At 70.1% G+C, this 24,710-nt stretch carries 26 protein-coding genes and 1 riboswitch; of the genes, 10 read left to right on the top strand and 16 right to left on the bottom strand.

Going from position 1 to position 24,710, the window contains the following annotated elements; genetic code table 11:
* Positions 1–6 precede the first annotated feature (6 nt).
* The 7 genes from ABZ297_RS26955 to ABZ297_RS26925 form a co-directional block, all read right to left on the bottom strand.
* Positions 7–2,181, bottom strand: a complete 2,175-nt coding sequence (locus ABZ297_RS26955) for a Tn3 family transposase (protein WP_355351294.1) — start codon at positions 2,179–2,181, stop codon at positions 7–9.
* The gene (locus ABZ297_RS26950; protein WP_355351292.1) at positions 2,160–2,672 is read right to left on the bottom strand and encodes a DUF4158 domain-containing protein; all 513 of its coding nucleotides are present in this window, start codon (positions 2,670–2,672) and stop codon (positions 2,160–2,162) included. The genes ABZ297_RS26955 and ABZ297_RS26950 overlap by 22 nt, the downstream gene beginning before the upstream one ends.
* A 268-nt stretch (positions 2,673–2,940) precedes the next feature.
* Positions 2,941–3,831, bottom strand: a complete 891-nt coding sequence (locus tag ABZ297_RS26945) for an NUDIX hydrolase (RefSeq protein WP_355351290.1) — start codon at positions 3,829–3,831, stop codon at positions 2,941–2,943.
* 109 nt (positions 3,832–3,940) lie between these two features.
* Positions 3,941–4,483 carry a YdeI/OmpD-associated family protein gene (locus tag ABZ297_RS26940; RefSeq protein ID WP_355351288.1) on the bottom strand — a complete coding sequence of 181 codons (543 nt, stop codon included), beginning with the start codon at positions 4,481–4,483 and terminating at the stop codon, positions 3,941–3,943.
* On the bottom strand, positions 4,480–4,884 hold the full coding sequence (locus ABZ297_RS26935) for a VOC family protein (RefSeq protein WP_355351286.1): 405 nt from the start codon (positions 4,882–4,884) through the stop codon (positions 4,480–4,482). The genes ABZ297_RS26940 and ABZ297_RS26935 overlap by 4 nt, the downstream gene beginning before the upstream one ends.
* A 271-nt stretch (positions 4,885–5,155) precedes the next feature.
* On the bottom strand, positions 5,156–5,455 hold the full coding sequence (locus tag ABZ297_RS26930; RefSeq protein WP_355351284.1) for a DUF4158 domain-containing protein: 300 nt from the start codon (positions 5,453–5,455) through the stop codon (positions 5,156–5,158).
* A gap of 645 nt (positions 5,456–6,100) precedes the next feature.
* A complete protein-coding gene (locus tag ABZ297_RS26925; RefSeq protein ID WP_355351282.1) occupies positions 6,101–9,322 on the bottom strand; it encodes a S8 family serine peptidase in 3,222 nt (1,073 codons plus the stop codon).
* Between the two features lie 169 nt (positions 9,323–9,491).
* A riboswitch (TPP riboswitch) is annotated at positions 9,492–9,587 on the top strand.
* Here ABZ297_RS26925 and tenA point away from each other — a divergent pair.
* A complete protein-coding gene (gene tenA, locus ABZ297_RS26920) occupies positions 9,577–10,257 on the top strand; it encodes a thiaminase II (RefSeq protein WP_355351280.1) in 681 nt (226 codons plus the stop codon). Its footprint overlaps the riboswitch before it by 11 nt.
* Positions 10,258–10,374: 117 nt before the next feature.
* On the opposite strand, the gene ABZ297_RS26915 is transcribed toward tenA, so the two are convergent.
* Complete coding sequence (locus tag ABZ297_RS26915) at positions 10,375–11,325, bottom strand: NAD(P)/FAD-dependent oxidoreductase (protein ID WP_355351278.1); 951 nt, start codon at positions 11,323–11,325, stop codon at positions 10,375–10,377.
* 80 nt (positions 11,326–11,405) lie between these two features.
* Between ABZ297_RS26915 and ABZ297_RS26910 the strand changes: the two genes are divergently transcribed.
* Positions 11,406–12,014, top strand: coding sequence for an XRE family transcriptional regulator (locus ABZ297_RS26910; RefSeq protein ID WP_355351276.1), 609 nt, complete (start codon positions 11,406–11,408; stop codon positions 12,012–12,014).
* A gap of 63 nt (positions 12,015–12,077) precedes the next feature.
* On the opposite strand, the gene ABZ297_RS26905 is transcribed toward ABZ297_RS26910, so the two are convergent.
* The 7 genes from ABZ297_RS26905 to ABZ297_RS26875 all read right to left on the bottom strand — a co-directional run bounded on the left by ABZ297_RS26905 (position 12,078) and on the right by ABZ297_RS26875 (position 16,669).
* Positions 12,078–12,737 carry a response regulator transcription factor gene (locus ABZ297_RS26905; protein ID WP_355351274.1) on the bottom strand — a complete coding sequence of 220 codons (660 nt, stop codon included), beginning with the start codon at positions 12,735–12,737 and terminating at the stop codon, positions 12,078–12,080.
* Positions 12,734–13,996 (bottom strand): sensor histidine kinase, encoded by a 1,263-nt coding sequence (locus tag ABZ297_RS26900; RefSeq protein WP_355351272.1) that lies wholly within the window; start codon positions 13,994–13,996, stop codon positions 12,734–12,736. The genes ABZ297_RS26905 and ABZ297_RS26900 overlap by 4 nt, the downstream gene beginning before the upstream one ends.
* A gap of 71 nt (positions 13,997–14,067) precedes the next feature.
* Positions 14,068–14,511: a hypothetical protein gene (locus ABZ297_RS26895; RefSeq protein WP_355351270.1), complete on the bottom strand. Its 444-nt coding sequence runs from the start codon at positions 14,509–14,511 to the stop codon at positions 14,068–14,070.
* Between the two features lie 231 nt (positions 14,512–14,742).
* Positions 14,743–15,348 (bottom strand): bifunctional 4-hydroxy-2-oxoglutarate aldolase/2-dehydro-3-deoxy-phosphogluconate aldolase, encoded by a 606-nt coding sequence (locus tag ABZ297_RS26890; RefSeq protein ID WP_355351268.1) that lies wholly within the window; start codon positions 15,346–15,348, stop codon positions 14,743–14,745.
* Positions 15,349–15,399: 51 nt separating this feature from the next.
* Positions 15,400–15,873, bottom strand: a complete 474-nt coding sequence (locus ABZ297_RS26885; protein WP_355351266.1) for a hypothetical protein — start codon at positions 15,871–15,873, stop codon at positions 15,400–15,402.
* A complete protein-coding gene (locus tag ABZ297_RS26880; RefSeq protein ID WP_355351264.1) occupies positions 15,870–16,217 on the bottom strand; it encodes a hypothetical protein in 348 nt (115 codons plus the stop codon). The genes ABZ297_RS26885 and ABZ297_RS26880 overlap by 4 nt, the downstream gene beginning before the upstream one ends.
* A 134-nt stretch (positions 16,218–16,351) precedes the next feature.
* Positions 16,352–16,669, bottom strand: a complete 318-nt coding sequence (locus tag ABZ297_RS26875; RefSeq protein WP_355351262.1) for a helix-turn-helix transcriptional regulator — start codon at positions 16,667–16,669, stop codon at positions 16,352–16,354.
* A 92-nt stretch (positions 16,670–16,761) separates the two neighbouring features.
* Between ABZ297_RS26875 and ABZ297_RS26870 the strand changes: the two genes are divergently transcribed.
* The 3 genes from ABZ297_RS26870 to ABZ297_RS26860 all read left to right on the top strand — a co-directional run bounded on the left by ABZ297_RS26870 (position 16,762) and on the right by ABZ297_RS26860 (position 18,694).
* Complete coding sequence (locus ABZ297_RS26870; protein WP_355351260.1) at positions 16,762–17,760, top strand: zinc-dependent alcohol dehydrogenase family protein; 999 nt, start codon at positions 16,762–16,764, stop codon at positions 17,758–17,760.
* A gap of 91 nt (positions 17,761–17,851) precedes the next feature.
* The gene (locus ABZ297_RS26865; RefSeq protein ID WP_355351258.1) at positions 17,852–18,031 is read left to right on the top strand and encodes a hypothetical protein; all 180 of its coding nucleotides are present in this window, start codon (positions 17,852–17,854) and stop codon (positions 18,029–18,031) included.
* A gap of 258 nt (positions 18,032–18,289) precedes the next feature.
* On the top strand, positions 18,290–18,694 hold the full coding sequence (locus ABZ297_RS26860; RefSeq protein WP_355351256.1) for a nuclear transport factor 2 family protein: 405 nt from the start codon (positions 18,290–18,292) through the stop codon (positions 18,692–18,694).
* A 78-nt stretch (positions 18,695–18,772) separates the two neighbouring features.
* Here the strand turns inward: ABZ297_RS26860 and ABZ297_RS26855 are convergent, their stop codons facing one another.
* The gene (locus ABZ297_RS26855) at positions 18,773–19,333 is read right to left on the bottom strand and encodes a helix-turn-helix domain-containing protein (RefSeq protein ID WP_355351254.1); all 561 of its coding nucleotides are present in this window, start codon (positions 19,331–19,333) and stop codon (positions 18,773–18,775) included.
* A gap of 120 nt (positions 19,334–19,453) precedes the next feature.
* Here ABZ297_RS26855 and ABZ297_RS26850 point away from each other — a divergent pair, with 120 nt between their 5' ends.
* From ABZ297_RS26850 to ABZ297_RS26830, 5 genes are all read left to right on the top strand, one after another.
* Complete coding sequence (locus tag ABZ297_RS26850; RefSeq protein ID WP_355351252.1) at positions 19,454–20,347, top strand: nuclear transport factor 2 family protein; 894 nt, start codon at positions 19,454–19,456, stop codon at positions 20,345–20,347.
* A gap of 296 nt (positions 20,348–20,643) precedes the next feature.
* Entirely contained in the window at positions 20,644–21,177 is a 534-nt protein-coding gene (locus ABZ297_RS26845; RefSeq protein ID WP_355351250.1) for a hypothetical protein, read from the top strand.
* Positions 21,178–21,212: 35 nt separating this feature from the next.
* Positions 21,213–22,232: a hypothetical protein gene (locus ABZ297_RS26840; protein ID WP_355351248.1), complete on the top strand. Its 1,020-nt coding sequence runs from the start codon at positions 21,213–21,215 to the stop codon at positions 22,230–22,232.
* A gap of 20 nt (positions 22,233–22,252) precedes the next feature.
* A complete protein-coding gene (locus tag ABZ297_RS26835) occupies positions 22,253–23,587 on the top strand; it encodes a Dyp-type peroxidase (protein ID WP_355351246.1) in 1,335 nt (444 codons plus the stop codon).
* Positions 23,588–23,622: 35 nt separating this feature from the next.
* Positions 23,623–24,492, top strand: a complete 870-nt coding sequence (locus ABZ297_RS26830; protein ID WP_355351244.1) for a bile acid:sodium symporter — start codon at positions 23,623–23,625, stop codon at positions 24,490–24,492.
* Positions 24,493–24,710: the final 218 nt, after the last annotated feature.

Here is a 24,710-nt window from a genome sequence, read left to right as displayed (position 1 = left end):
GGTGGTTCAGTGCCGCCAGGTCTCCTGGCAGGGAGCCGGTGTCCTCGGGCTGCCAGTCGTCGTAGCTCGCGGCGTCGAGGACGTCGGGGAGCAGTGCCTCGGTGGAGGCGGTGCCCTGTTGATCGCGGTAGCGTACTTGATCATCTGGTCGTAGTTCTGCTCGATCAGCTCCCACTTGATTGGCCGGGTCATCGCCGGTGTCAGGCGCGGGTACAGGTCGCTTTCGCCGCTCTCGACGCGGTAGAGCTTGACCTTGTTGATCTGCTTGATGCGCGGCAGCAGGTCAAAGCCCAAGAGCCTGGTCACGCCGAACCCGATTTCGGTCTGGCCGTGGGAGTCGACATAGTTGCCCTCGACCTTCATGGTGGTGCCGTGCCGGACCGCGCCCTCGATCATCGCGTGCACCTCCGAGGCCGAGGCGCGCAGGGTCTGGGAGTGCACGACCATGGACCCACGTTCGATGTGCCAGTAGATGAGGATGCCGGGGCCTCCGTATCGGGAGTGCCACTCGGTGAAAATATTCTGGTCGTAGGCGCGCACATGCGTGGAGTTGGAGGCCACGGTGGTCGTCCCCTCGCCCCACAGCTCCACGTCCCGCGCGGTGAAGGTCGCGTTCGTGATGGCGATCGCGATGTCGGTGGCGATCTGCGGGGTCAGGTAGCGGCGCCGGACGTAGCGGATGTCGTCCTCGCTGTGGGCGTGGCCACCGGAGGCCACGGCCCGGATCCCGGTGTTGGTGCCGTACCCGAAGATCGCGAGCATCAGCCGTTCGGCCAGGACCTCGGGCTTGAGGCTGGAGCTGCCCGCCACCGAGATGACGGCGTTCAGGCAGCCAGTGCGCAGCACCGCCTCCTTGAGCATGTCGATCAGCGGGACCGAGCCCCAGCGCCGGCCCACCTCGTTCTTGATCTTGCGCAGGTTTCGCGGCTCCTCCGCCGGGCCGAGCTTCGTCAGCTTGATCGCGCCGGACTTACGCTCGGAGATCGTCACCCAGTCCAGCCTGGGCAGCGCGGTGTTGAGCGCCTCCAGTTCCGCGCGCATCTCGGCCTTCAACTCGGCGATGAAGTCTTGAGGGTCCAGCGGTTTGCGCAGCTCGGCGTAGTTCTCGACGCGGCGGGCGGCGAAGTCCTTGGGCAGGTCCTCCTCCGGGTCGCGGAAGGAGTGGGCGCCGACCACCCAGATCTCCTTGCACCGCAGGGCCTCGCGCAGTGCCTGGAAGGTGACGATCTCGTACACCATCCGCACCACCCGCCGGCGTCCGCGCTTGTCGTTCTTGAACACCAGGTTCTCCCAGTCGCCGGCGGTGCCGCGGTGCTCGGGCACCACCTCGCCGCGCGGGTAGTAAGTGGTGTTGCCCGCCTTGGCGTAGCGGCGGATCAGCTTCAGCGCCTCGATCACCGGCTGGTAGGCGGTGTTGTTGCTCTTGAACTCCAGGGTGTCCAGCAGCGCGATCAGACCGCGCCGGTAGTGGTTGGTGTAGGAGGCGCGCAACGTGGTCTGCACCGTGGTCTGCACCGTGGTGCGGTAGGCCGGGCCCTTGGTCTTGAACTCGTGCACCAGGTCGCGCAGCGTCTGCTCGCCGCCGCTGACGGCGGGGAAGATGACCTGGCGGACCGGATCGTCGGGGTGGCCCAGGGCGGCGTCGGCGACCTTGAACAGGATGTTCTCCTTCCCAGTCACCCGCTTGAACGCATTGATCAGCTCCTTGGTCACCTTGCTGTCGGCCCGCGCCTTGATCCGATGCACCGTGGCGATGAGCAGCTCCACCAGCGTGTCGGTGATCTCTCGTTCCCGCTCGTGGACCAAAGCCGCCAGCAGCAGGACGGTCAGCTCGCGCGGGTGGGTGCGCATGTGCGAGGGTGCCTCCACCGCCGCCCGGGCCCGCCACGACGCCAGCACCTTGGGCGTCACGTCGGCGAACAACCCGGGCGGCAGCTCGATCGCGCGCACCGCCAGTTTGCGGATCTCGGTCATCATCGACTCCAGGCTCACGTTGCCCGGCGCGGACTTGATGAACGCCAGCACGTCGAAGTCCTCGTCGTCGTCCTCGGCAGCCGTCTCGCTGGCAGGCTCCTGGCCGTCGCCGGCCGCCTCGGCTCCCGCGTGGCTGGCATCGTCGATGCCGACCAGCGCGCAGATGCGCTGGGTGGTCTCGGGGCTCAACCGGGAGGTAATCCGCACCGACCAGGTGACCTCCGCGTTGTGCAGAGCCGAAGCCGCGATCCGGGAGACCCGGCCCGGCGTCGGCGGTTCGATCCGCTCCTCGCGCAGATGCTTGAGCAACTCCCTCGTACCCGCTCGGTCCGCCGCTCGGCGTGCGCGACGTTCTCGGCCAGCCACACCGCCAGCTTGGTGGCGTCCGCGGTCGTGCAGGTGCGAAAGCCCAGGTGCGTGCGGATCTGACTGCGGTGGTACTCGATCGTCGAGCCGGACCACTCGTAGAAGCCGAGCTCTGAGGCGGGAACCTGGACCTGCTTGGCCACGTGCTCGGCCACGTCGTCCGGCAGTTCTGAACGACCGCGCGGGAACCGGCCGTGCTGCGTGTAGAACTTCAGCAAGATCGCGAAGCCAAGTCGCGTGGCGTCGCGCTTTCCGGCGATGAGGTCGTGCTCGTCGTCCAGGATCGTCCAGTGCTCGACCAGCTCGTCGATGTGCATCGGGGGGTGTTTCATGACCGCCCAGCATTGAGCAGGCAAGTCACAGCAAGATCAACGCCGTTTGGGGCTCACGACACGTTTCTTACCGGCCCCCTCTTCGGCCGAGATCCGCGCCTACCTCAAAGCCCGGCTGAACGAGGCGCTTCGCCGGCCTGGCGCGTTCGGTGGTGAGATAGCCCTGCGCCTCCTGTTCGATCAGTTGGCCAACGCAGAACATCAGGAGACTTTGCCGGCCCCACGCCGCATCCGCAGGCGAGGGCCGCACCCCCTCTGGGCTGGCCTGTCACCACTCCGGGTCGGTGATGGTAACGAGGGCTGGGCTGCCTTGGCGTTGACCGTCGTGTCCGGCCCTTAGACGTGCGGTGCGCGCCGGGCCGAGGAGTCGCTCCGCTTCGTCGAGGTGTGCCCAGCGGTGCTCGGCGATATCGGGGTCTTGTGCGGAGATCCGGGCCGTGGTCGAGTCGATGGTTCCAAGATCGAACAGCCAGATTTGGGTCGGATGATCCCAGCCGGGGCTCGGGTGCTCGAAAGTGATCGCGATCACCGGTCCGACCGGGAGATCCAGGCCGGTCTCCTCAAGTAGTTCGCGGCCCACCGCGTCCTGGGGAGTCTCGTGCGCATCGACCTGGCCACCGGGGAGCTGCCAGGTGCGGCTCCGTCCGGGGCGCACGAGCAGGACCCGGCCGTCCTGATCTTGGACGAGGGCGTTGGCGCCGACGTGCCAGCGTGGCAGGCTCTGCTGCCACTCCTCGACGTCCAGTCGCGGCTTCGGCGGCGCGACACGGCGTACCAAGTCCAGGACCTCCACGCGGACGGCGGGAAGGGCATCGGCATGCCGCCAGGTGTAGCCATCATGGTCGGGAGACAGGATGATGTCCGCCGAATCGACGTGGGCCGTGAACACCGACTGCCGGATGACGTCCCGAGCGGCGGCGTAGTCGAGCTGCCCCGCGTACGTGGCGATGTCCACGTCGGCCAAGCCGACTCCCTGGAGTACACGTCTCGCCGCGCACTCCGGGAGCTCACCGTCTTCCACCAACCCGCCGGGCATCTCCCAGCGGCCCGGTGCGGAGTTGCCCGCTGCTTGACGCAGAAGGAGGACCCGCCCCTTACGGTCGAAGACCGCTACTCCCACGGAAAGGCGTGCGCTGCTGTCGCGGGCGGCATCGTCCATGTTCCTCCTCAGGTCACGGTAGCTGGGAGCTGGGCGGTGTTGCTGCGGGCTCCCTGCCGGGCGGGTGGCGGTAGAAGCATCGCGCCCTCCTCGGTCATCGCGTCCTGCTTCACTGATTCAGCAGGTCGGAGAGCGTCCTGTTCAGGCGGGCCGCGCGCGCTTCCAGGGTCCGCGCTTTGAGCAGCGGAAGGATCACCAGGTAACGGGCGGTCTTGTCGAGCGCTTCGAAACGGGCGGCGGCCTGCGGATGCGCCGCGAGTGCGGCGGTCAGGTCGGGCGGGACGGTGGCGTTGCGCTGGGCGGTGTAGGCGGCCGCCCAGCGACCGTCCGCCTGGGCGGCGGCGACTTGCGCCAGGCCCGGCGGACGCATCCGCCCGGCGATAGTCAACGCCTCCACGCGTTCGACGTTCACCCGCGACCAGGGGCTGCCCTTGCGGCGGCGCGAGTACCGCTGCAGGTAGAAGTGCTCGTCATGGGACCTGCGCTGGCTGTCGATCCAGCCGTAGCACAGCGCGATCTCCAGCGCCTGCGCGATCGTGACCGAGTCGGCGGCCGACCCCTTCTTGGCGATCTTCAGCCAGACGCCGTCCTCACTCTCGTGGTGCCCAGCCAGCCACGCCTCCCACTGGGTGGCGTCCGCGAAGTGCATCATCGGCCCACGACCTGCAGGTAGTGCTGGTTGTACATGACGCCGAGGACGTTGCCGAAGGGGTCGACCACGGAGGCGGTGACGAAGCCGGGACCGCGCTCGACCGGCTCTTCGTATGCCGTGGCGCCCAGGGAGAGCAGCCGTTCGAAGGCGGCCTCGACGTCATCCACGTGCCAGTAGGTCACCGCGCCGCCGGCCTCCTCGGGGCGGGGGCGGGAGGCGAAGCGGCTGTCGATGATGCCGAGTTCGTGCTGGTAGTCGCCGATGCGGAACTCGACGTAGGCGGGCGTCCCCTCGGCCGGGCGCGCGAAGTACGGCTCGATGCCGAGCAGTTCGGTGTACCAGCGGGCGGCAGCGGTGACGTCGTCGGCGAAGAAGCTGACGGTGGTGAGGCCTCGCAGCATCGGGTGGTTCCCTCCTCAGCGGGTGACATCACCCATCCTCCATCCCAAAGTGCTCATCCATTGAGCACTTTGTGGGGACTTCACGCCGCCTGCCACCCGAGCACGTCACGATCGACGGCGACCGCGGCGTGCTCCAGCACTGGCTGTTCCACTCGGCGTTCTGAGCCAGTCCCCGCCAACGCGGTAGTCGAGCAGCACGAGACGATCGTCGATCACGCTCGTACCGATGAGGCTCAGGTCGACGTCGGGCAGCTCGGCGAATACCAGGCCCTCACCGGCCGCACCGTGGATCATCGGGAAGATCATCACCCGGATCCGTCTTGGCCCGCTCGGTGTACCGCTTCACCTGCGACGCATCAGCGACCCCGAGCTGCTCAGCGACGAAATCCAGCACCGCCATCGGCACATCAAGAGGATCCTCCAGGAACGTCCCCAGCCAGCGGACGGTCACCAGTTGCAGACCGAACCCGAGTTTCATGTGCTCGTCACGACGACGGCCCACCAACACATGGTCCTCGTCATCCAGGAAGAACACCCGCTCCAGGCCAGCCTGCGACACACAGCCCCGCATACCGGCCGAAGGCCCGCCTCATCAGTCAGGAACTTAATCGGCACACCCACCACGCAGGTGGAGGCAAGGCTCAAAGGCCCCGCTACAACGCGTGCTGCAGGCACGGTCAAGCGCCTGGTCAAAGCGTTCCCCTGATCGGCGGTAACGTCCCAGTGCGCCCTCACAGCGTGATCCTGCCGATCGGCTGGCCGACGCCACGAGCCCGCAGCCGCGTGCTTCTACGCGCGGCGGCCCGCGTCACGCCGGGCGTGCCGGGGCGAGCGCGGTCAGGCACTCGGGGCAGGCCGTGGACAGGTTGCCGACAGCCTCGAACGGCATCGGCTCGCCGCCCTGGTGGGGGAGAAGACGGTGCTGCGGGATCAGGGCGACGCGCAGCCCGCACGCCGCGACCTGCCAGCCTCTCGAGCGGGGATTCGCCCGGGATGCACCGCTACGAGCCGCCGCGCACCCCACGCGGCCTGCCGTTAACGAAGCTGTCGTGAAGTACAACCTCACCGTCTCCGGAGGCATCGGTGTTCACGCCCGCCCCTGACGAGCAGTTCCGCACTCGGCTCTGACCGGGAACGTTCACCTGACCTCACCACAAGGACACATCGGCCCTACTTGCGGCGGGGGTGCCGCCACGCGCGGCACCCCCGCACGGATTCAGCGCACGCGGAAGGCGCGCTCCACGGTCTGGCTGACCGAGGTGCCCGCCGTGTCACGCGCCGTGAGGCGGAGCGACGCGAACTCCCCCTGCCGCGGAAGGACCGGAACAATCGCCTTCCAGGTGTCCTTGCCAGTGGGCACGACCACGGCCCGGATCCACGAGGCGCCGTCGCGCGACACCTCGACGCCGACGTGGGACAGCGGCCGGGTCGCCCCGGTCATGCGCTCCAGCCGCAGGGGCAGCGCGAGCACCCCGGGCCTGGTCGCGTTGTCCAGGTCGAGCTCGGGGTAGGCGCGCAGCACGAACAGCGGCACGGGACCGGCACCCGACGAGGTGAACGACCACTCCGTCCTGACCTTGGCGGACAGCTCGCTGGCCTCGGGGTCGACCGTGCCGTCCAGGACGAGCTGGAAACGCCCGGAACCGGACTCGACGGGGAAGGTCACCGTACCGGGCAGCTTGTTGGCCGTCCCCACGACCTGGCCGTCACGCAGGAGCGTCGTGGTGCCGCTGCCGTAGTCGCTGCTCACGGCGGAGCGACCGGGACGGGGTGGGTACCACAGCGGCATGCGCGTGAGCGTGAAGGCCTTGTCGTTCCTGGTCACGGTGGCGGTGCTCGGCAGGGCCGGGCCCACAACGCCCGTGTTCCACCACTCCTTCTCGGTACGGCCGGCCCGGTAGGAGTCGGCCTCGGCGTACTCGTCGGTCTGGTGGAGACGCCCGTTCGGCATGGTCTCGATGGAGCGCCGCCACGGTATGCCTGGCGTGAAGTACCAGGTCGGCGTGGCCGGCAACGACACGACCGCCTGGCTCCACGAGGTGTAGGACCCGGCGGGGCCGTCGGTGACGGGTGCCGCGCCGAACGCGCCCGTGGCGTCGGCCCGAAGGGTGGCCATGTGCGCTCGTACGGTGCCCAGCTCGCGATCACGCACCTTCAACGCTCCCGGCACGGATCCCTCCCTGCGCAGCAGCAGGTTGTACTGGTAGGGCGTGTCGGTGAACCTGCCGTCGGCGCGCAGGGCCGCCAGCTGGGTGAACGTCTCGAAGCGGAACCCGGGCGCCTTTCCCTCAGTGGGCGACACGCGGAAACGCAGCGGATCAGGCGAGACGTTCCGCGGCAGCGAGAAGCGGTCGAGGGAGAACCGCGCCCCCCACTGCTGGCCGTCCTTGCGGTCCTGGATGAAGGTGAAGGTCTCCCCGGCCGTCCTGGCGTCGGCGTGGTCGGTCGCCACGTTCAGCAGCCGCGCGTCGCGGGCGTCGAAGACGAGCTCCCGGTCCGCCTTGACCTCCAGGCCGGGGACCGGCACCACGCTCACCTCCACGTGACCGTCGGGGAACGCGGTCCGCAGGACGGCATAGGCCAGGTAGCGGCCCGCGGGCACGCGGACGGGCCCCTCGCTGTCGCCGTGGTTGACGCCGATGCTGATGGGGTCGCCGCCGTTTTCCGGCATGAGCGTCATCGGCATGTAGTCGTCCGGGCGGTCGGGGACCGTACCGAGCTGGTCGATCATCTTCACGTGCAGGTCGTAGCTCTCCGCCTCGGTGGAGAGGTTGACCAGGGTGGAGGCGGTGACGCCGCCGCCCGTCGCGGTGATGCGGCCGGGGAAGGCGCCGGGGCTGGACGACTTCACCTGCGCGGTGACGGTGACCGCCGCGGTACCGTTCGCGGGCACGGTCACCTGCGTGGCGCCCAGCTTGAACACGCCCTCGGGCGCGTCCAGAGCGAGGTCGAGCGTGACCGGCGCGGTGCCGGAGTTGCGGTAGGTGAGGGTCCGCTCGATGGGTTTGTCCTCGTACGGCCAGCGCAGGTGCCCGAAGGACAGCGTGCCGGCGTCGGCGGTGACGGTCTGCTTGACGGCCTTGGCGACGTCCACCCGCCCGGCGCCGTTCTCGGTGAGTGGCCCACCCGGCTTGACCGAGCCGACCAGGGTCGCCTTGAGCTGCTGCCACGTCCAGTCGGGGTGCTGCTGGGCCAGGATGGCGGCGGCGCCGGCGACGTGCGGGGTGGCCATCGACGTGCCCGAGTACGCGATGTAGCCGGTCGTGCCGGCTCGGGCGGCGGTGATGTCCACGCCGGGGGCGGTCAGGTCGGGCTTGATCGCGAAGTCCGCCACGCGGGGGCCTCGGCTGGAGAAGCTCGCGAGCTTGTCCTCGGAGTCCACCGCGCCCACCGTGAGCGCCGAGTCGGCGCTGCCCGGGCTGCCGAGCGTGCTCGCGCCCGGGCCGTCGTTGCCCGCCGCGATCACGAAGAGCACACCGCTGCTGGCGGAGATGCGCTCGACGGCCTGCTCCAGCGGGTCGAGACCGGGCTCGTCCGGGTGGCCGAGGCTCAGGTTGACGATCTTGGCGCCCTGCTGGGCGGCCCACTCCATGCCGGCGATGATGCCGGAGGCGCTGCCGCTGCCGCGGTCGTTCAGCACCTTGCCGCTGAGCAGCCGGGCCCCGGGCGCGACACCCTTGCGCGCGGGCGTCCCTGCGACGCCCTGACCGGCGATCGTGGCGGCCACATGGGTGCCGTGGCCATTCCGGTCCACGGCGTCCTGGCTGTCGGTGAAGTTCCGCGCGGCCTCCACCCGGCCGGCGAGGTCGGGGTGCTTGTCGTCGACGCCGGTGTCCAGCACAGCCACCTTGACACCCTCGCCGGTGAACCCGGCCTGCCAGGCCTCGGGCGCGCCGATCTGCGGAACGCTGCGGTCGAGCGAGGCCTTGACGGGCGCGTCCAGCCACACCTTCGCCACCGAGCTGTCCTGGTCGAGCTGCGTCCACACGGCCCGCTCGCGCGGAGCGGTGGCCGCCACGGCGTTGATCGAGGCCAGCGTACGGGCGCCGGACAGGGCGGTCATGGGCGCGGCCCCGTCCCGATACTGCACGATCAGCGGCAGCCCTTTGACCGAGGCGTCATCCAGCCCATCCGCGATCAACCGGGGAACCTGGAACAGGTGGCGATCCAGCACACCCCTGGCCACGTCGCCGGCGACGTCCAGCGGGATGAGCGTCCAGTCGTCCTTGGTGCCCTCCGTGACGTACCGGACATCCTTCCTGCCGGGACCCGCCTCGAAGTCGACACGGTCACCGTCCACGGTCACGCGGTCCCCGGTGATCAGCGTCACGCTCTTGGCGGCGGCCGCGTCGGGCGGTGGGGTGTCCGCAACGGCCGGCGGGACGGCGACCAGGGGGATCGCCAGCGCAGCTACCGCGATCAGCGTTCTGGCTAACATCGTCGTTTCCTCCTCATATAGCAGGAGGAGTCAACCAGGGGGCACTTCGCGCGATCAAGCAACCTGGGTGGCGCCATCGGTCATGGCACATCTACGACACGGCGCCCGAGCATAGAACCTCAATTCAACTTGAGGTCAACCGTGGCCTGTCTGATCCTCTGCTACTGTCGATCGCGACGCGGGGTGCCCGGAGAGCCGGGCTGAGATCACACCCGTAGAACCTGATCTAGTTCGTACTAGCGAAGGGACGTCGCATGTTCTGCGAGGAGATCTGGGCGCGCACGGCCAAACTGCTCGACGCGATCCACAGCCATCCGTTCAACGCCGCCCTCGGCGACGGCACCCTCGACAGGGACCGTTTCGCGTTCTACATCGTCCAGGACGGCCGCTACCTGGTGGCGTACGCCAAGGTGCTCGCGACGGCCTCGGTGCGCGCCACCGACCCCGCCGACGCCACGTTCTTCGCCGGCAGCGCGCACACGGCGCTCGCCGTCGAGCGCGCCCTGCACACCGGCTACCTCGAGGAGTTCGGGCTGAAGGCCGACGAGGTGGCGGGCGTCGCCACCTCGCCGACCTGCCTGGCCTACTCGTCGTTCCTTCAGGCCACGGCGCTCGCCGCGCCCCTGCCCGTGCTCGCCGCCGCGGTCCTGCCGTGCTTCTGGGTGTACCAGGACGTCGGCGCGGCGCTGCTGGAACGCACGGCGGGCACGAGCGACCATCCGTACCAGGCGTGGATCGCCACCTACTCCGACGCGAACTTCGCCGCCTCGGTGCAGCAGGCCAAAGCGATCGTCGACCGGCTGGCCGCCTCCGCCGACCCCGCGACACGCCAGGCCATGGCGGAGGCGTTCTGCCGGGCGACCGAGTACGAGTGGATGTTCTGGGACAGCGCGTGGCGGCTCGAAACCTGGCCCACCGCGCGCTGGCTCGGGTGACTCCGCCGCGATGAGCTCCACGGCGCGCGTTCCGGGAGTGGTCCCCTGGCCGGGGATCTTCCTCGTGCCGAAGAGAACATCAGCAGGGACAGGGCGAGTGATCGGATAGCTCGGCCATCAGCGCGGGTCCGCCGCGAGGTAGTCCTCGACGTCCCGCGCGACCTCCTCCTCGACCAGGTCGTTGTTGACGGCTATCGCGGCCGCCGACCCCATGCCGGCCGCGGTGACCACCTGAGCCCGCGGATTGACGACGTTGCCCGCCGCCCACACCCCCGGCACGCTGGTGCGGCCCGAGGGGTCGGTGCGCACCCAGCCGTTCTCGTCTCGCTCGCAGCCGAGGCCGGTCAGCAGGGCGTCGCGGGGCACCATGTGCGGGAAGACGAACACCGCGCTGCGCGGCACCTCCTGGCCGTCGGCCAGTTCCACCCCGCGCAACCGGTCGCCGTCGACCATCAGCCGCTTGACCTCGCCGTCGACGACGCGGACCCCGCGGGCGGCCAGCCGCTCGCGCTCCTCGCCGGTCAGGTCGAGAGCGTGCGGGAAGAAGACGATGTCGGCCGACCACTGCTGCAGCAGCAGCGCTTGGTGCACCGCGCCCGGGTGGGTGCCGAGCACGCCGATCGGCTCGTCGCGGACCTCGTAGCCGTGGCAGTACGGGCAGTGCAGCAGGTCCCTGCCCCACCGCTCCCGCACGCCGGGGAGCTCGGGCAACTCGTCGCGCAGCCCGGTGGCCACCAGGATGCGGCGGGCCCTGAGCACCGGGCCCCCGGCCAGGTGCACGTGGAAGCCGTCGCTGTGGTCGTCGATGTGATCCACCCGGCCGTCGATCAACCGTACGCCGTACCCGGCCACCTCGGCCCGGCCCACCTCCAGCAGGGACGCCGGAGGCATCCCGTCGCGGGACAGGAAGCCCTGCATGTGCGCGGCCGGGGCGTTGCGCGGCTCCCCGGTGTCCACCACCGCCACCCGGCGGCGGGCCCTGGCCAGCACCAGAGCGGCGTTCAGCCCGGCCGCACCGGCGCCGGCCACCATCACGTCGTACATCATGTCGTTCGTCGTCTCGCTCATGGCCCCCAGCCTGCGACCTTCGGCCCGCTGACGGCAATCCTTGTTGCCGTTTCCGGGACAAGTGCGGTGCAATGGGAGATGTGGAGCACTCACCAGCCATCGCCCAGGCGCTCGCCGAGGTCGGCCCCCGCCTCAAACGCCTGCGCACCCTGCGCGGCGTCACCCTGGCCGCCCTGGCCGAGGCCACCGGCATCTCCAAGAGCACGCTGTCGCGGCTGGAGTCCGGCCAGCGCCGCCCCAGCCTGGAACTCCTGCTCCCCATCGCCCAGGCCCACCAGGTTCCCCTGGACGAGCTGGTCGGCGCCCCCGAAGTCGGCGATCCCCGCGTCCGCCTCACGCCCAGGAGGGTGAACGGCAACGTCGTGCTGCCCCTGACGCGGCAGCCCGGCCCGCTGCAGACCTTCAAGATGGTCATCCCGGCCGGCCGGAACACCCCCGAGCCCTGCACCCACGAGGGCTACGAATGGCTCTACGTCCTCTCCGGACACCTGCGTCTGATCCTGGCCGACCGCGACCTGATGCTGGGCCCGGGGGAGGCCGCCGAGTTCGACACCCGCCTGCCGCACTGGTTCGGCAGCACCGGCGACGGCCCCGTCGAAGTCCTCAGCCTCTTCGGGCGGCAGGGGGAGCGCATCCACGTCCGCGCCGCCCCCCGCTCCCGCCGCGACCAGCTCCAGGACGGACCGTAGGGCCCGCAGCTACCTGCGGCTACGTCTGGCGTCCGCGCTGGTTGAGCGCGGAAGGCGAGGGCGTCAGCGCTGTTCCGGTGTTCGCGGGACGAGCAGCCCCCGGTTGAACGCCTCGGTGACGGCGGCGGCGCGGTCGTTCACCCCGAGCTTGGCGTAGATGTTCAGCAGGTGAGACTTGATGGTGGCCTCGGTGATGAACAGCTTGGCCGCCGCCTCGCGGTTCGTGGCCCCGGCCGCCACCAGTTGGAGGACCTCGACCTCACGCTGGCTGAGCGGCCCCGGGGCAGAGGCGCGTACGCGGCTCATCAGCCGGGCTGCCACCGAGGGGGCGAGCACCGACTCACCTCGGGCCGCGGCCCGGACCGCCCGCAGCAGCTCGTCGCGGGAAGCGTCCTTGAGGAGGTAGCCGGAGGCGCCGGCCTCGATCGCGGGGAGCACGTGGCTGTCGGTGTCATACGTCGTCAGCACCAGCACGCGGGCGTCACTTCCGCGCTCGGTGAGCTGCCTTGTCGCACTCACTCCGTCCACGCCGGGCATCTGCAGGTCCATCAGGATCACGTCCGGCTCCAGGGCCTCGGCCAGCCGAACCGCCTCGGCTCCGTCGGAGGCCTCTCCGAGCACCTCGAACTCCGGGTCGCGCGCGAACATGCTGCTCAAACCGTCCCTGACCACTGGATGGTCGTCCACGATCAGCAGCCTGATCGCGGTGCCGGGGCGGTTCACGCGCACACCCCCGCCCGCTCGGCGGGGACGCGGGCCGAGATCCCCGTACCGATGCCCGGCTCCGACTCGATCTGCAGTGTCCCCGACAGGCCCTCGATCCGCTGTCGCATCGCGACCAGGCCGAACCCGCCGTGGTCGGCACGCAGAGCACCGGCGGCATCGTCTCCGAGCCTGGCCGGATCGAAGCCGTCGCCGTCATCGCGCACGTCCAGGGCCACCTCATGGTCCATGTATGACAGTGTCACCCCCACCCGGGTCGCCCGCGCATGCTTGGCCACGTTGGCCAGCGCCTCCTGCGCGGTCCTGAGCAGCGTGACCTCAGCCTCCGGCAGCAGCGGCCGCGCCGTGCCGGTCGTCGTGACCTGGACCGGGATCTCGTGCAGGGCCGACCAACGCTCGGCCACGCCCGCCACCGCCTCGCTCAAGCGCGCCGACTGCAGCGGTTCGGGACGCAGCGCGTGCACCGATCGCCGCGCCTCCGCCAGACTCTCCCTCGCCAGCGTGGTCGCGGCCTCGATGTGCCTGCGCCATCCGGCCGGATCCTCGCCGGTGTGCGCGGCCGCGCGCAGCTGGCTGACAATGCCGGTGAGCCCCTGCGCGAGGGTGTCGTGGATCTCTCGCGCCATGCGCTGCCGCTCGTCATGCACGCCTGCCTCCCTCGCCTGCGCCAGCAGCTGCTCGTGCAGGGCCGCGTTCTCCGCCAGCGTCGCCGCCAGCCTGCGGTTGGCCTCGCGCACCTCTTGGAGCGCCCGCTCGCGCTCATCGTTCTGCAGGGCGCTGCGCCGGGCGAACCAGGCGAAGCCGCACATCGGGACGATGTTCGCGACCACGACGGCGGCGTACGCCACCAGGCCGATCCAGGTGGTCTTGTCGATGCCGTACGCCTGCGCCGTGCCCGACACCAGCGCCACCGCGGCGACGCCGGCCACCTCCCACGGCCAGCGCAGGACCCTGAAAGCGTAGACGTACCCCGCTGGCGTGAAGAACCCGAACCACGGGTTCCTGATCACCAGGACAGACATGATCACGATCAGCACGGTGAAGAACACCGCCATCACGGGCGGACGCTCGCGCCAGGCGGGATGCAGCGTGAAGACCCACAACATCCACGCCGCGGCCAGCGCGCACAGGGCCAGATCGATGAGCGGGGACTCGCCCTGCGATCGCTTGCTGGCCACCGTGACACCGATCAGGATCGCCAGCAACGCGTACGGCCCGACGGTCACCAGCGCAGACCAGCGCGGCACCGGACTGCTCATCCGCGCCCTCCTCCATGGCTCCCGCTCCCAGCTGTTGCTCCCAGCTGTCCATCCAGCCGCGACCAACAGTTCTACCTGATGGCGAACAGCGAGCGTAGGTGACTGCCGTTCGCGATCACGACGACGCCCACCAGGAGCACCCCGCAAACGCCCTGTTCGATCCTCATCCACATTGGCAGAAATCCCGGGATCGAGACCAGGATCGCGATGGCCACCACCATGACGCCCGAGGCGATCCGCAACCGCAGATACGCGCGGCGGCGGCCACGGGCGGTGCCGACGACGAAGGCGAGCATCAGGACGGAGGTGATGGCGACGATCCCGCCGCGTATCCAGACCGTGTCGTTCACCAGCCCAGGATCACGGCGGAGCAGGTAGACGGCCACGAGCGTGAGCACGCTGAGGGCGACGTAGCCGCTCACCAGCAGCTTCATGGTGCGAAACGTCATCAGGCTGCGCGGCTGGTTCAGCGCTTCGGCGGAGATCACGGCAGGGCGTGAGCTGCGGTTGTTCATGGAGACCCGCTCCTCTCTGGACAGCCTCCAGCGTCGCAACACCACGGCAGACCTCGCATCGACCATTCACCTGGAACCACGGCTGAACCGGCGGACCAACCGGATGGCTGAGCCGGTCAGCCGATCGGCTGACCGGCTGACCGGCTGACCGGCTGACCGGAGTAGCCGCTGCCCTTCCTGTCGTGGCGCGCGGCAGAGCCGGGGGAGGGGATCAGGCGTAGCGGGCCGGCGTCACCTTGCGATCACCTCTCGGAGCTGATCCAGGGCGTCCGGATCGTTCAGCGCGGACCCCACGGCGACTCCCCGGCACCCGGCGGCGAGGAACGCGGCCGCGTTGGAGGCGTCGATCCCACCGGTCGCGACGAACCGGACGCCTGGGAACGGCGCGAGCTGCGCGCGGATCCAGCCCGCGCCCAGCTGCCTGGCGGGGAAGGCCTTGAGCCAGGTGAAGCCGTGGGCGAGGGCCGTCGCGATCTCCGTGGACGTGGCCACCCCCGGCAGGTGCGGCAGCCCCGCCCGCTGCGACTCCGCGACCACCTCCGGGTGGAAGCCCGGCGCGACCGTGAACCGGACGCCCAGCTCACGGACCGCCTTCAGCTGGGACGCCGTCGTCACCGTCCCCGCTCCGACGCTCTTGCCGCGCCGCTCCGCCACCTCCAGCGCCGCCCGCAGGGACGGCAGCGCGTCCGGCGTCTGCACGGGCACCTCGATCAGCTCGACCCCGAACTCCCACGCCCGCTCGCACATCTCCACGGTCGCCCCGGGATCGAGGTTGCGGAAGATGCCGAGAATCGGGTTGCGGTCGAGGTGGCTGCCGAAGAACTCATCGGCGTCCATGTGCGTCTCCTCCCCAGCCAAGGGCCTTCGAAATCTCGTACGCGGCGCTGCTCACCGCGCGTTCCGCAGCGGTTCGGGCGTGTGGGCGTTCTCGGCGGGTTCCTTCACGCGGGCGCGGGTCAGGGTGGTCAGCAGCAGGAGCAGCGCGCTCTGGGCGAGCATGCCGGGCGCCAGCGGCGGCGCGGCGCCGACCGACTTGCTGACGGCGTACCACCAGCGGGTCAGCGGGGAGAGAGTCTCCCACGTGGCGGCGTAGCGCTGGTCGAGCAGGCCCGCGTCGTAGTTGGCCGACACGTGGGCGTAGACGCCGAACATCGCCACCAGCAGCACGGCCAGCGCGAGCGCCCGCACCGCTTTCGGGGATCCGCCTGCGGCGAGCACCACCAGCGCGAGCGCGAGCAGGGCCAGCGCTCCCCAGGGGATCAACTGCTCCACCGTCTGCCAGTGGCGTTCGGCGGCGAGTTCCAACGCGGCGCCCATGACGCTGAGGAGGACCAGGGCCAGAAGCCCTCGGCGTAGCGTCATGGCGTCAGCGCCGAGACGATCTTGTTGACGGTCTCCTCGCCCGGGTTGTACTTGGCGAGGTTCTGCCTCAGCGACGTCAGGTCGCTGTCGCCGGCGTCGTAGGGCCGGTACTCGACGACCTCCCTGGCCCACCGTTCGGCGTTGGCCACCCCGGCGGCCTGGAGCGCAGTGGCGATCTGGCTCTCGTCGGCGGTGTTCGCCGACACCTTCCCCGCCTGGGCGGACGTGCTCGCGGTCGACGCGCTCGCACTGGTGGCGGCCTGGTCCGTCGCCGAGGTGCAGGCGGCGAGGGAGACAGCCGTGGCGATCGCCGCCAGGGCGAGCCTGCTCTTACTTGGTGTCATGCGGACCATCCCGGACGAGGTTACTCGGTCGCCTCAACGCTCTCCGCCCCGTCTCAGACGAATCTCGGCAAATCATGAAGATCAGGTGAGAAACGCCCGCGCTGCCGGCCGAACACGATCGCCGGAACCAGGGGTCAGCGCCCCTTGGCCTGGCGCGTGGTGAGGGCGTCGAGCAGGCCGGGAAACGCGTCGTCCATCTCGGCGCGGCGCAGGGCGTTCATCCGCGCGGTCCCGACGTAGTACTGCCGGATCAGGCCCGCCTCGCGCAGCACCTTGAAGTGGTGGGTGGCGGTGGACTTGCTGACGGCGATGTCGAAAGACCCGCACTTGAGGTCCTCGCCGGCGGCGTCGAGCTGCGTGACGATGCTCCGTCGTACCGGATCGACGAGGGCCTCCAGTACCTGCTGGAGGTCGACCTGCGACACCTCTGGGTGCAGTGGCGTACGTCCCATGGCCCAATAGTACGACACTCATCAAAGTTTGACGGCGATCGTACTTATGCGTCACAGTGGACCGCGTTCACAGCGAGGGAAGGACGGCGGGCATGTCAAGGACTGTGCGGTTCCACGAGATCGGCGGACCCGACGTGATGAGACTGGAGGACCTGGAGACAGGCGAGCCGGGACCGGGCGAGGTGCGCATCCGAGTGGACGCGATCGGGGTCAACAGGGCCGAGGCGCTGTTCCGGCGCGGCCAGTACATCGAGCCTGTCAAGCAACTGCCTGCCAGGCTCGGCGCCGAGGCCGCGGGCGTGATCGAGGCGGTCGGCCCGGAGGTGGCCGGGTTCACGGAGGGGCAGGCGGTCAGTGTCGTGCCCGCCTTCTCGCAGAACGACTACGGCATGTACGCCGAGCGGGCGATCGCGCCGGCGAGCGCGCTCCTGCGCCGTCCCGACGGAGTGGACGCGGTGTCCGGCGCGGCGGTGTGGATGCCCTACCTCACGGCCTACGGCGCGCTGGTGGAGGTGGGCGGGATGCGGGCGGGCGACGTGGTGGTGCTGAACGCGGCCTCCAGCAGCGTCGGCCTGGCGGCGATCCACACCGCCAACCGCGTGGGAGCCACGCCGATCGCCGTCACCCGCACCCGCGCCAAGAGGCAGCGGCTGATCGAGGAGGGCGCGGCCGAGGTGATCGTCTCGGAAGAAGAGGACGTGGCGGGACGAGTGCTCGCGCTGACCGGCGGCAGGGGCGCCGGGTACGTCTTCGACGCCGTCGCGGGGCCGGGCGTGGCGGAACTGGCCCGAGCCGTGGCCGCCGGCGGGACTCTGTTCCTGTACGGCGCGCTGAGCGGGCAGCCGACGCCCTATCCGGCGTTCGACCTGGGGATGCCCGCGCTGAACATGCGTACGTACACAGTGCTGGAGACCACCAAGGACCCGGAGCGGATACGCCGCGCCGCGGAGTTCGTCGCCTCGGGCCTGCGTACCGGAGCCTTCCGCCCGATGGTGGATCGCCTGTTCCCGCTGGAGGAGATCGTGCAGGCGCACCAGCACATGGAGTCCAACACGCAGTTCGGCAAGATCGTGGTCACCGTGGCCCACTGACCACGGCGCGGAGGACGGTTGCCGGCCCGCATCGGCGACCTTCATCGCCTGCCATTGTGGCGACGAGGACGAGCTCCGTGACGGCGATCTCGTGGGTGAGCGGGGCGATCGGCCCGGCGGCTTCGCGGGGGAGCCGGACCAGGACCTCGGCCTCGTCCGCGAGAGGCGACTGCCAGGCGTCCGTGACCAGGACGAGGCGGGCGCCACGGGAGCGCGCCGCGCGGACGAAACGGGCGGTGCCGGGGGGGGCGCCCTGCGCCTGGCCGCCTGAGCGGGCCCTTGGGGAGGATCGGCACGGCCGGTGGCGGTGAGCCGGTTCGGGACGCGGCCGGCGATCGTTGAGAGCGGCGCCTCCCGGTCAGCGACCATGCGGGTGGTGAAACGGACGGCGTCATGATGGCCGCGGACCGCTTGCACACCCACGAGGCGGTCGCCGCCAAGCGCCGCGGCCGATTGCTAACCGGGGATGTCCCCAGTAGTCTCACCGCTTATCCGGGGAGCTCCCCGAATAAGCGGTGAGAGGAATCCGATGACACTCAGCACCGAGGACCGCACGGCCATCACGGACCTCATCCACATGCACGGGCACCTGTTCGACAGTGGCGAGCTCGACCGCCTGGACGAGCTGTTCACCCCCGACGTCGTCTACGACGTCACGGGGCTCGGTGCCGGATCGCTCCAAGGGCTGGCGGCCCTCCGGGACGCCACGCTCGCGCTCGGAGCGTCGAATCCCGTCGGTCACCACGTCACGAACATCGTCCTCACCGAGGTCACCGACCACCAGGTGCGCGCCCTTTCCAAGGGCATCGGCGTCAAGGCGGACGGCACCTGCGGAAGCGTCAGCTACGAGGACACGATCGACCGCGGCGAGCGAGGCTGGCGCATCAGCCACCGCAGGGTCCTCGCCCCCGGTGCTCCTCTGAACGCCCGGTAGCGCGCCTTCCGGCGAGGAAGGCGCGCGTGGCCGCCGTTACCGGAGCGAGGACGGGACTCCGGAGGTGTCGCCGAGCCCTCAGCTTCGCGGGCGCAGGGCGTCCAGGAGGATCTCGGTCATCCGGCCTGCAGGCCGGCCGCCCTCGCGGACGTGGCGCTCCATCGTGAGCGCGCCCGACAGCACCGCCCGCAGGTCGAAGAGGTCGATGTCGGCACGGACGGCGCCGTCGCGCTGAGCGGCGGCGAGCAGGGCGCCGAAAGCGTCCCAGATGTCGCCTTCGACGCCCTGGGGCTTGACGGGTGACCCCGCTGTCTCCAGTGCGTCGCACAGCGCCTTGTTGAGCATCGCCTGCTCGACCACGCGGGCCAGGAACGCGTGGAACGCCTGGCCGGGCCGCCGAGTTTCGGCGAGCGCCTGGGCGTCCTCGGCGAGTCGCCGGAACCGGTCATGGATCACCGCCTCGAACAGCGCCTCCTTGGTCGGGAAGTGCCGGTAGACCGTTCCGGCGCCGACGCCCGCCCGGCGGGCGATCTCGTCCAGCGGCACCGCCATGCCTTCGGCCGAGAACGCGGCCTCGGCGGCTTCGAGCACGCGGGCACGGTTGCGGCGGGCGTCCGCGCGCAGGGGCTTCTCCGCCATCGACGCAGTTCCTCTCAACCGGGTAGACAACCGGGGCGCGCGTTCCGTATCGTCTGCTGCGCGCCCCGAAGCGGGGCATGCGTTCCGATTCTATCGCCCTTCTCTTCCATGGAGTTCGCCATGTCCACCCAGCTCCACCCCGTTGTCGCGCGCCTGCGTCAAGCCCTGATGAGCATGGACGCCGACGCCTTCACCGACGTGTTCGCCGACGACGCCGTCTACGAGCTACGGTTCGGCATGCCCGGACAGCCACGCCGGTTCGAGGGCGTGCAGGCCATCCGCGAGCACATGAAGCGGGGCACTTCCGGCGGGATCGCGCAGTTGCTGAGCTTCGACGACGTCCGCACCACCGTGTACGCGACCACCGATCCGGAGACGGTCGTCGTCGAGTTCGAGCCCGTGGGAAGCGTGCGCACCAGCGGCGCGCGGTTCCGGTTCGCCTCCTCCCTCGGCGTGATCCGCGTACGCGACGGCTCCGTGGTCTCCTATCTCGACTATCCCAACCCGCTGGACGCCGCCGAAGCCGCCGGCATGCTGCCCGAACTGGGAGCCATGCTCGCCGCCGCCACCCCCGTGCACCCCGCGCCGGACGGCCGCAGCGCCAAGCAGGTCGCCGCGCAGCTGATCGAGGCCGCGGCGGCCAACGACCACGACACCCTCGTCGGGCTGTACGCACCCAACGTCGTCATCGAGATCCCGTTCGCCCCGCCGGGAGTGCCCACCCGCTCGACCGGCAACGATCGCCTGCGCGCCCGGCTGGAGGCGGTGGCAGGAGCGTGGCGGTTCGACCGCGCAACCGGGATCAACCTGGTGGAGACGGCCGACCCGGACGTGGTGGTCGCCGAGTACACCCTGCACGGCTCCGTCACCGCCACCGGAGCACGCTTCTCCCTCACCTATGCCGTAATCATCACCGTCCGGGACGGGCTCATCGTGCACTCGCGCGACTACGGCAACCCCCTTGCCTCCGCCGAGCTGCTGCGGAAGGTACCTGGCTTCGGCCAGAGCGAGTGACAACCGCGCCGATCCGGCACTGGGCCTGCCTGGGCTGGGTGCTCATCGCCGGGCCCGTGCTCGGCGGTCTGATCGTGGCCCACACGGGCTGGCGGACGATCTTCTTCATCAATCTCCCGCTGACCCTCTTCGCGCCGGCTCTGGCCCGGCGCGGCCTGCCCGAACGACCGGACGCGCCATCCTCCATGCGCCGCACGCGCGTGCCCTTACCTGTCATCCAGCTCCTCTGTGGGATAATGCCCATGTCAGGTGGTCTTTGGCTGGTTCCCCCACTGATCGGGTGAGGGAGAGTCGGCATGGACATCACGCCGCAGGCAGTGGTCATTCCCAAGGAGACCGACCACCTCGAACAGGGCAAATACGGCCCCATCTTCCCCAGAACCCCCGCCTGCTACGGGTTCACCATCATCGCCAAGGTCAAGCCCGGCCGGGCCGAGGCGATCCGCAGCTACGGCCACGCGCTGGCCAAGGCGCTCGAAGCCGACCCGCACCTGCTCGCGCCGCTGAAGCTGCACTACCTGCGCTGGGTGCTCTTCGACGACGACACCCGGTTCATGTACCAGGGCATCTTCGACACCGACTTCGACAAGTACACCGAAGACGCCATCGCCCTGTTCAGCAAGGCCGGGGTGAACACGGCGTTCGAGAACCTCGAAGGGTTCCCCGAGGACTGGAAGACCAACCCCGAGGCGTTCGTCAAGTTCGTCCGCGAGCACCACTGCCCGAGCTTCATCGAGTACGGCGAGTATCCGTACGTCACAGCCGACGAGGTCAAGAAGGCGCTGAAGATCAAGAACGCCCTGTCGGAGATGCTCGACCAGATGCAGTGAGTGGACCAGGTATCCCGCTGTCGATCGGAGGCGAGATGAGCGAGTTCAGGACCGCCCGCACCTACAACCAGAACCACGTGCCACGCGCGTACACCCCGGGGCGGCGGCGGGTGAGCATCTACGTCTCGTGGAGCTATCCGGCCGAGGCGGGCAGGAACCCGGCCGAGCTCGACAACCGCTTCTCCACGATCACCGAGGTCCGGCGGGTGAGCTGGCCCGCCTACGAAGAGCCCCGGTGGTCTGATCCGCTGCAGTTTCAGCAGGGTATCGCCGGAGCGCTGGAGTTGTTCTTCTGGGGCTGGGCGCCGTTCCAGCAGTTCGTCGAGGAGGTCACCGGCCACCCCGTGCCGGTGTACCAGCGCATCGACCAGGCCGGATTCCGTACCGTGCTGGACGAGCGGGTGCTGGCCGACACCGACACCCTGCTGGTGTTCGGCCTGGATCACATGATCACCGGGCAGGAGGCCGAGCCTGAGGAGATCGAGGCGCTGCGGCACTTCCTCACCCGTGAGGAAACCTGCCTGGTGCTGGGGCCGCACCACGACGTGGGGGCGTCGGACGACCTGGCCGTGCGCGAGGCGGAGTATCGCCACCACGGCGACCCGCTGGTGCCTCGCCAGCAACGCTTCGCCCGCTACGTCCGAGGCCTGATGCGCGGGCTGGGCGTGCCGGTCGAGAACCGCTACGGGCTGCGGCCCGCGGCGCGGGAACCCGGCAAGATCGCGCCGTTGTCCATCACCAGGGATCTGGACACCAAAGGGTGGCTGGACGGCGTGACCAACTTCAACTTCCACATGCACCTGCCGCACTACGCCGTGACGAGCGACAACCCGGACGGCATCCACGTGCTGGGCAGGCAGCCGATCGACCTGTCCAGGCCGCCGCACCCCTTCACCGAGGCCGGCAACACCGAGTTCAACATGTTCCTATGGATGCCCCCCACCGCGGAACGAGCCGGTGACGTGCTCCTGGCCGACTCGACGATCTTCAGTTCGCTGTTCGGCGGCGACGAGAGCCTGCGTGCCTTCTGGAGAAACATCGCCTCGGCGAAGTAGCACCCCGGGGAGGGGAGACCGTGACCGCACCAACGCACGTCGCGCTCGAGCTCGACGACATCCAGCGCGGGGTCCTCAGCCCGCGGCCCACCCCGTACGCGGCGACCTACATCCTGTTCCGGATCGACGACCGCGCGCACGGACGGGAGCTGATGCGGCGCGTGCGCGCGGCGGTGACCTCGGCCGCCGACACGGTGAACCCGCTGGGCGAGACCTGGGTGAGCGTCGCGCTCACCTTCCACGGCCTCAAGGCGCTGGGGGTTCCGCCGCAGGCGCTGGAGACGTTCGCCTGGGAGTTCCGGCAGGGGATGGCCGCCCGGGCGACGGCGCTGGGCGACGTCGGCGAGAGCAGCCCGCAGTACTGGGAGGCGCCGCTGGGCACGTCCGATGTTCACGTGGTGCTGGTGGCGCTCGCACCGGACAGCGCCCGGCTGGACGCGGCCATCGACCGTGCCCGCCCCGCCTATCACCGCCTTTCCGGCGTGACCGCGATCTGGCGGCAGAACTGTCACGCGCTGCCCACCGAGGCCGAGCCGTTCGGTTACCGCGACGGCATCAGCCACCCGGCCGTCGAAGGCAGCGGCTTCGCCGGATCCAACCCGCTGGCGTCACCGCTCAAGGCCGGGGAGTTCGTGCTCGGCTACCCCGACGAGCTCGGCGGCGTCCAGGCCCCGCAGCCCGAGATTCTGGGGCGCAACGGCACCTACGTGGCCTTCCGCAAACTGCACCAGCGTGTCGCCGCCTTCCGGCAGTACCTGAGGGACAACTCCACCGGCCCGGAGGACGAGGAACTGCTGGCCGCGAAGATCATGGGACGCTGGCGCAGTGGTGCGCCGCTGGCGCTCAGCCCGTCATACGACGACCCCGACCTCGGCGCCGATCCTCGGCGCAACAACGCCTTCCTGTACGAACGCGACGACCCGGCGGGATTCGTCACTCCCGGCGGCTGTCACATCCGCCGAGGCAACCCCCGCGACGCGGCAGTGGCGGGGGAGCCGAGGCTGCACCGGATGATCAGGCGCGGCACCGCCTACGGCCCGCCGCTGCCCGAGGGGGTCCTGGAGGACGACGGGGCCGACCGCGGGCTGATGTTCACCTTCATCGGGGCGCATCTGGGGCGGCAGTTCGAGTTCGTCCAGTCCGAATGGATGAACGACGGCGTCTTCTTCGGCGCGGCCGACACCCGAGACCCCATCGTCGGCTCCAACGACGGCTCCGGCGACTTCACCATCCCGCGAAAGCCGCTCCGGCGGCGCCTGCGGGCGCTGCCGAGGTTCGTCATCACCCGCGGCGGCGAGTACGGCTTCATGCCCGGGCTCAACGCCCTGAGCTGGCTGGGCGATCTCAAGGACTGAAGGCACGACAGGCCTGAGACGAGGGTGGAGGGGGCATGGCCACGCTGCAGCCGCTGTTCAACGCGATTACCGTGATCTTCATTGCGGCCACCATGTTCACCGCCGGTCTGGGAGCCACGCTGCCGGCGCTGCGCGCGATCTTCGCCAAGCCGCTGTTTCTGCTGCTGGCGCTGCTGGCCAACCTGGTGGTCGTCCCGCTGCTGGGCTGGGGCATCGCCGCGCTGTTCGGCCTGCCCACGGCGGCGTTCATCGCGATGGTGCTGGTGGCCTCGTCGCCGGGCGGGCCGTTCGGGGCGAAGCTGGGCATGGTGCAGAAAGGAGACGTGGTCGCGGGCGCGGCGATGCAGGTGCTGCTCGCCGCCGTCGGCAGCGTCACCTTCGGCCTGACGGCCAACGCCGTCCTCACCGCGGCCAAGGTCGCCGCGGGGATCTCCCTGGACGTCGCCGCGCTGGTGCGGACGGTGGCCGTCCTGCAGCTCATCCCGTTCGCCATCGGGCTGATCGTGCGCCACTACACGCCGCCCACAGCCCAGTCCTGGCGACCCGTCGCGGCCGGAGTGTCGAACGTGACGTTCCTGATCGTGCTGGCGGGCATGCTGCTGGGCAACTGGCACGACGTCGTCGCGCTGATCGGCTCGCGCACCCTGCTGGCGGGCGTCGTCCTGTCCGTGGCCGCCTTCGCCACGGGCACCGTGCTGGCCACCGGATCGCTGGTGCGTCGCACCACCATGGGAGGCGTCGCCGCGGTGCGCAACGCCGGGCCCGCGCTGGCCGCCGTCGGCATCGCCTTCGGCAACACGCCGGGCGTCCTGGGAGCGCTGGCCGCGGTACTGCTCAGCGGCCTGGCCGCGGCCGTGACGATCGCCGCAGTGCTCAGCCGCCGGCGGGCCGGCGGCACGACCTGAGTCCAGGCGGGCAGGACATCAGTCGCGGGAACACGATGCGGCACGCCGAGATCGTGGCCGCGAACACATGCCTCAGGTGGGCGGCGAACAGTCCACCGCAGCACATGAAGGCGTCGTGCGATGCCGTGATCTCGACCGCGGCCGGCGCGGCCCAGCAGTGGATCAGGCGAAGTCGGCGGCGTGGTCCGTGGCCCACTCCGCGAAGGAGCGCGCCGGCC

Origin of the sequence: Nonomuraea sp. NPDC005983, from assembly GCF_040614375.1 — a bacterium.
Lineage (GTDB): Bacteria > Actinomycetota > Actinomycetes > Streptosporangiales > Streptosporangiaceae > Nonomuraea.
Note: the sequence above shows the minus strand (reverse complement) of the source record. Positions and strands in the feature narration are given on the sequence as shown.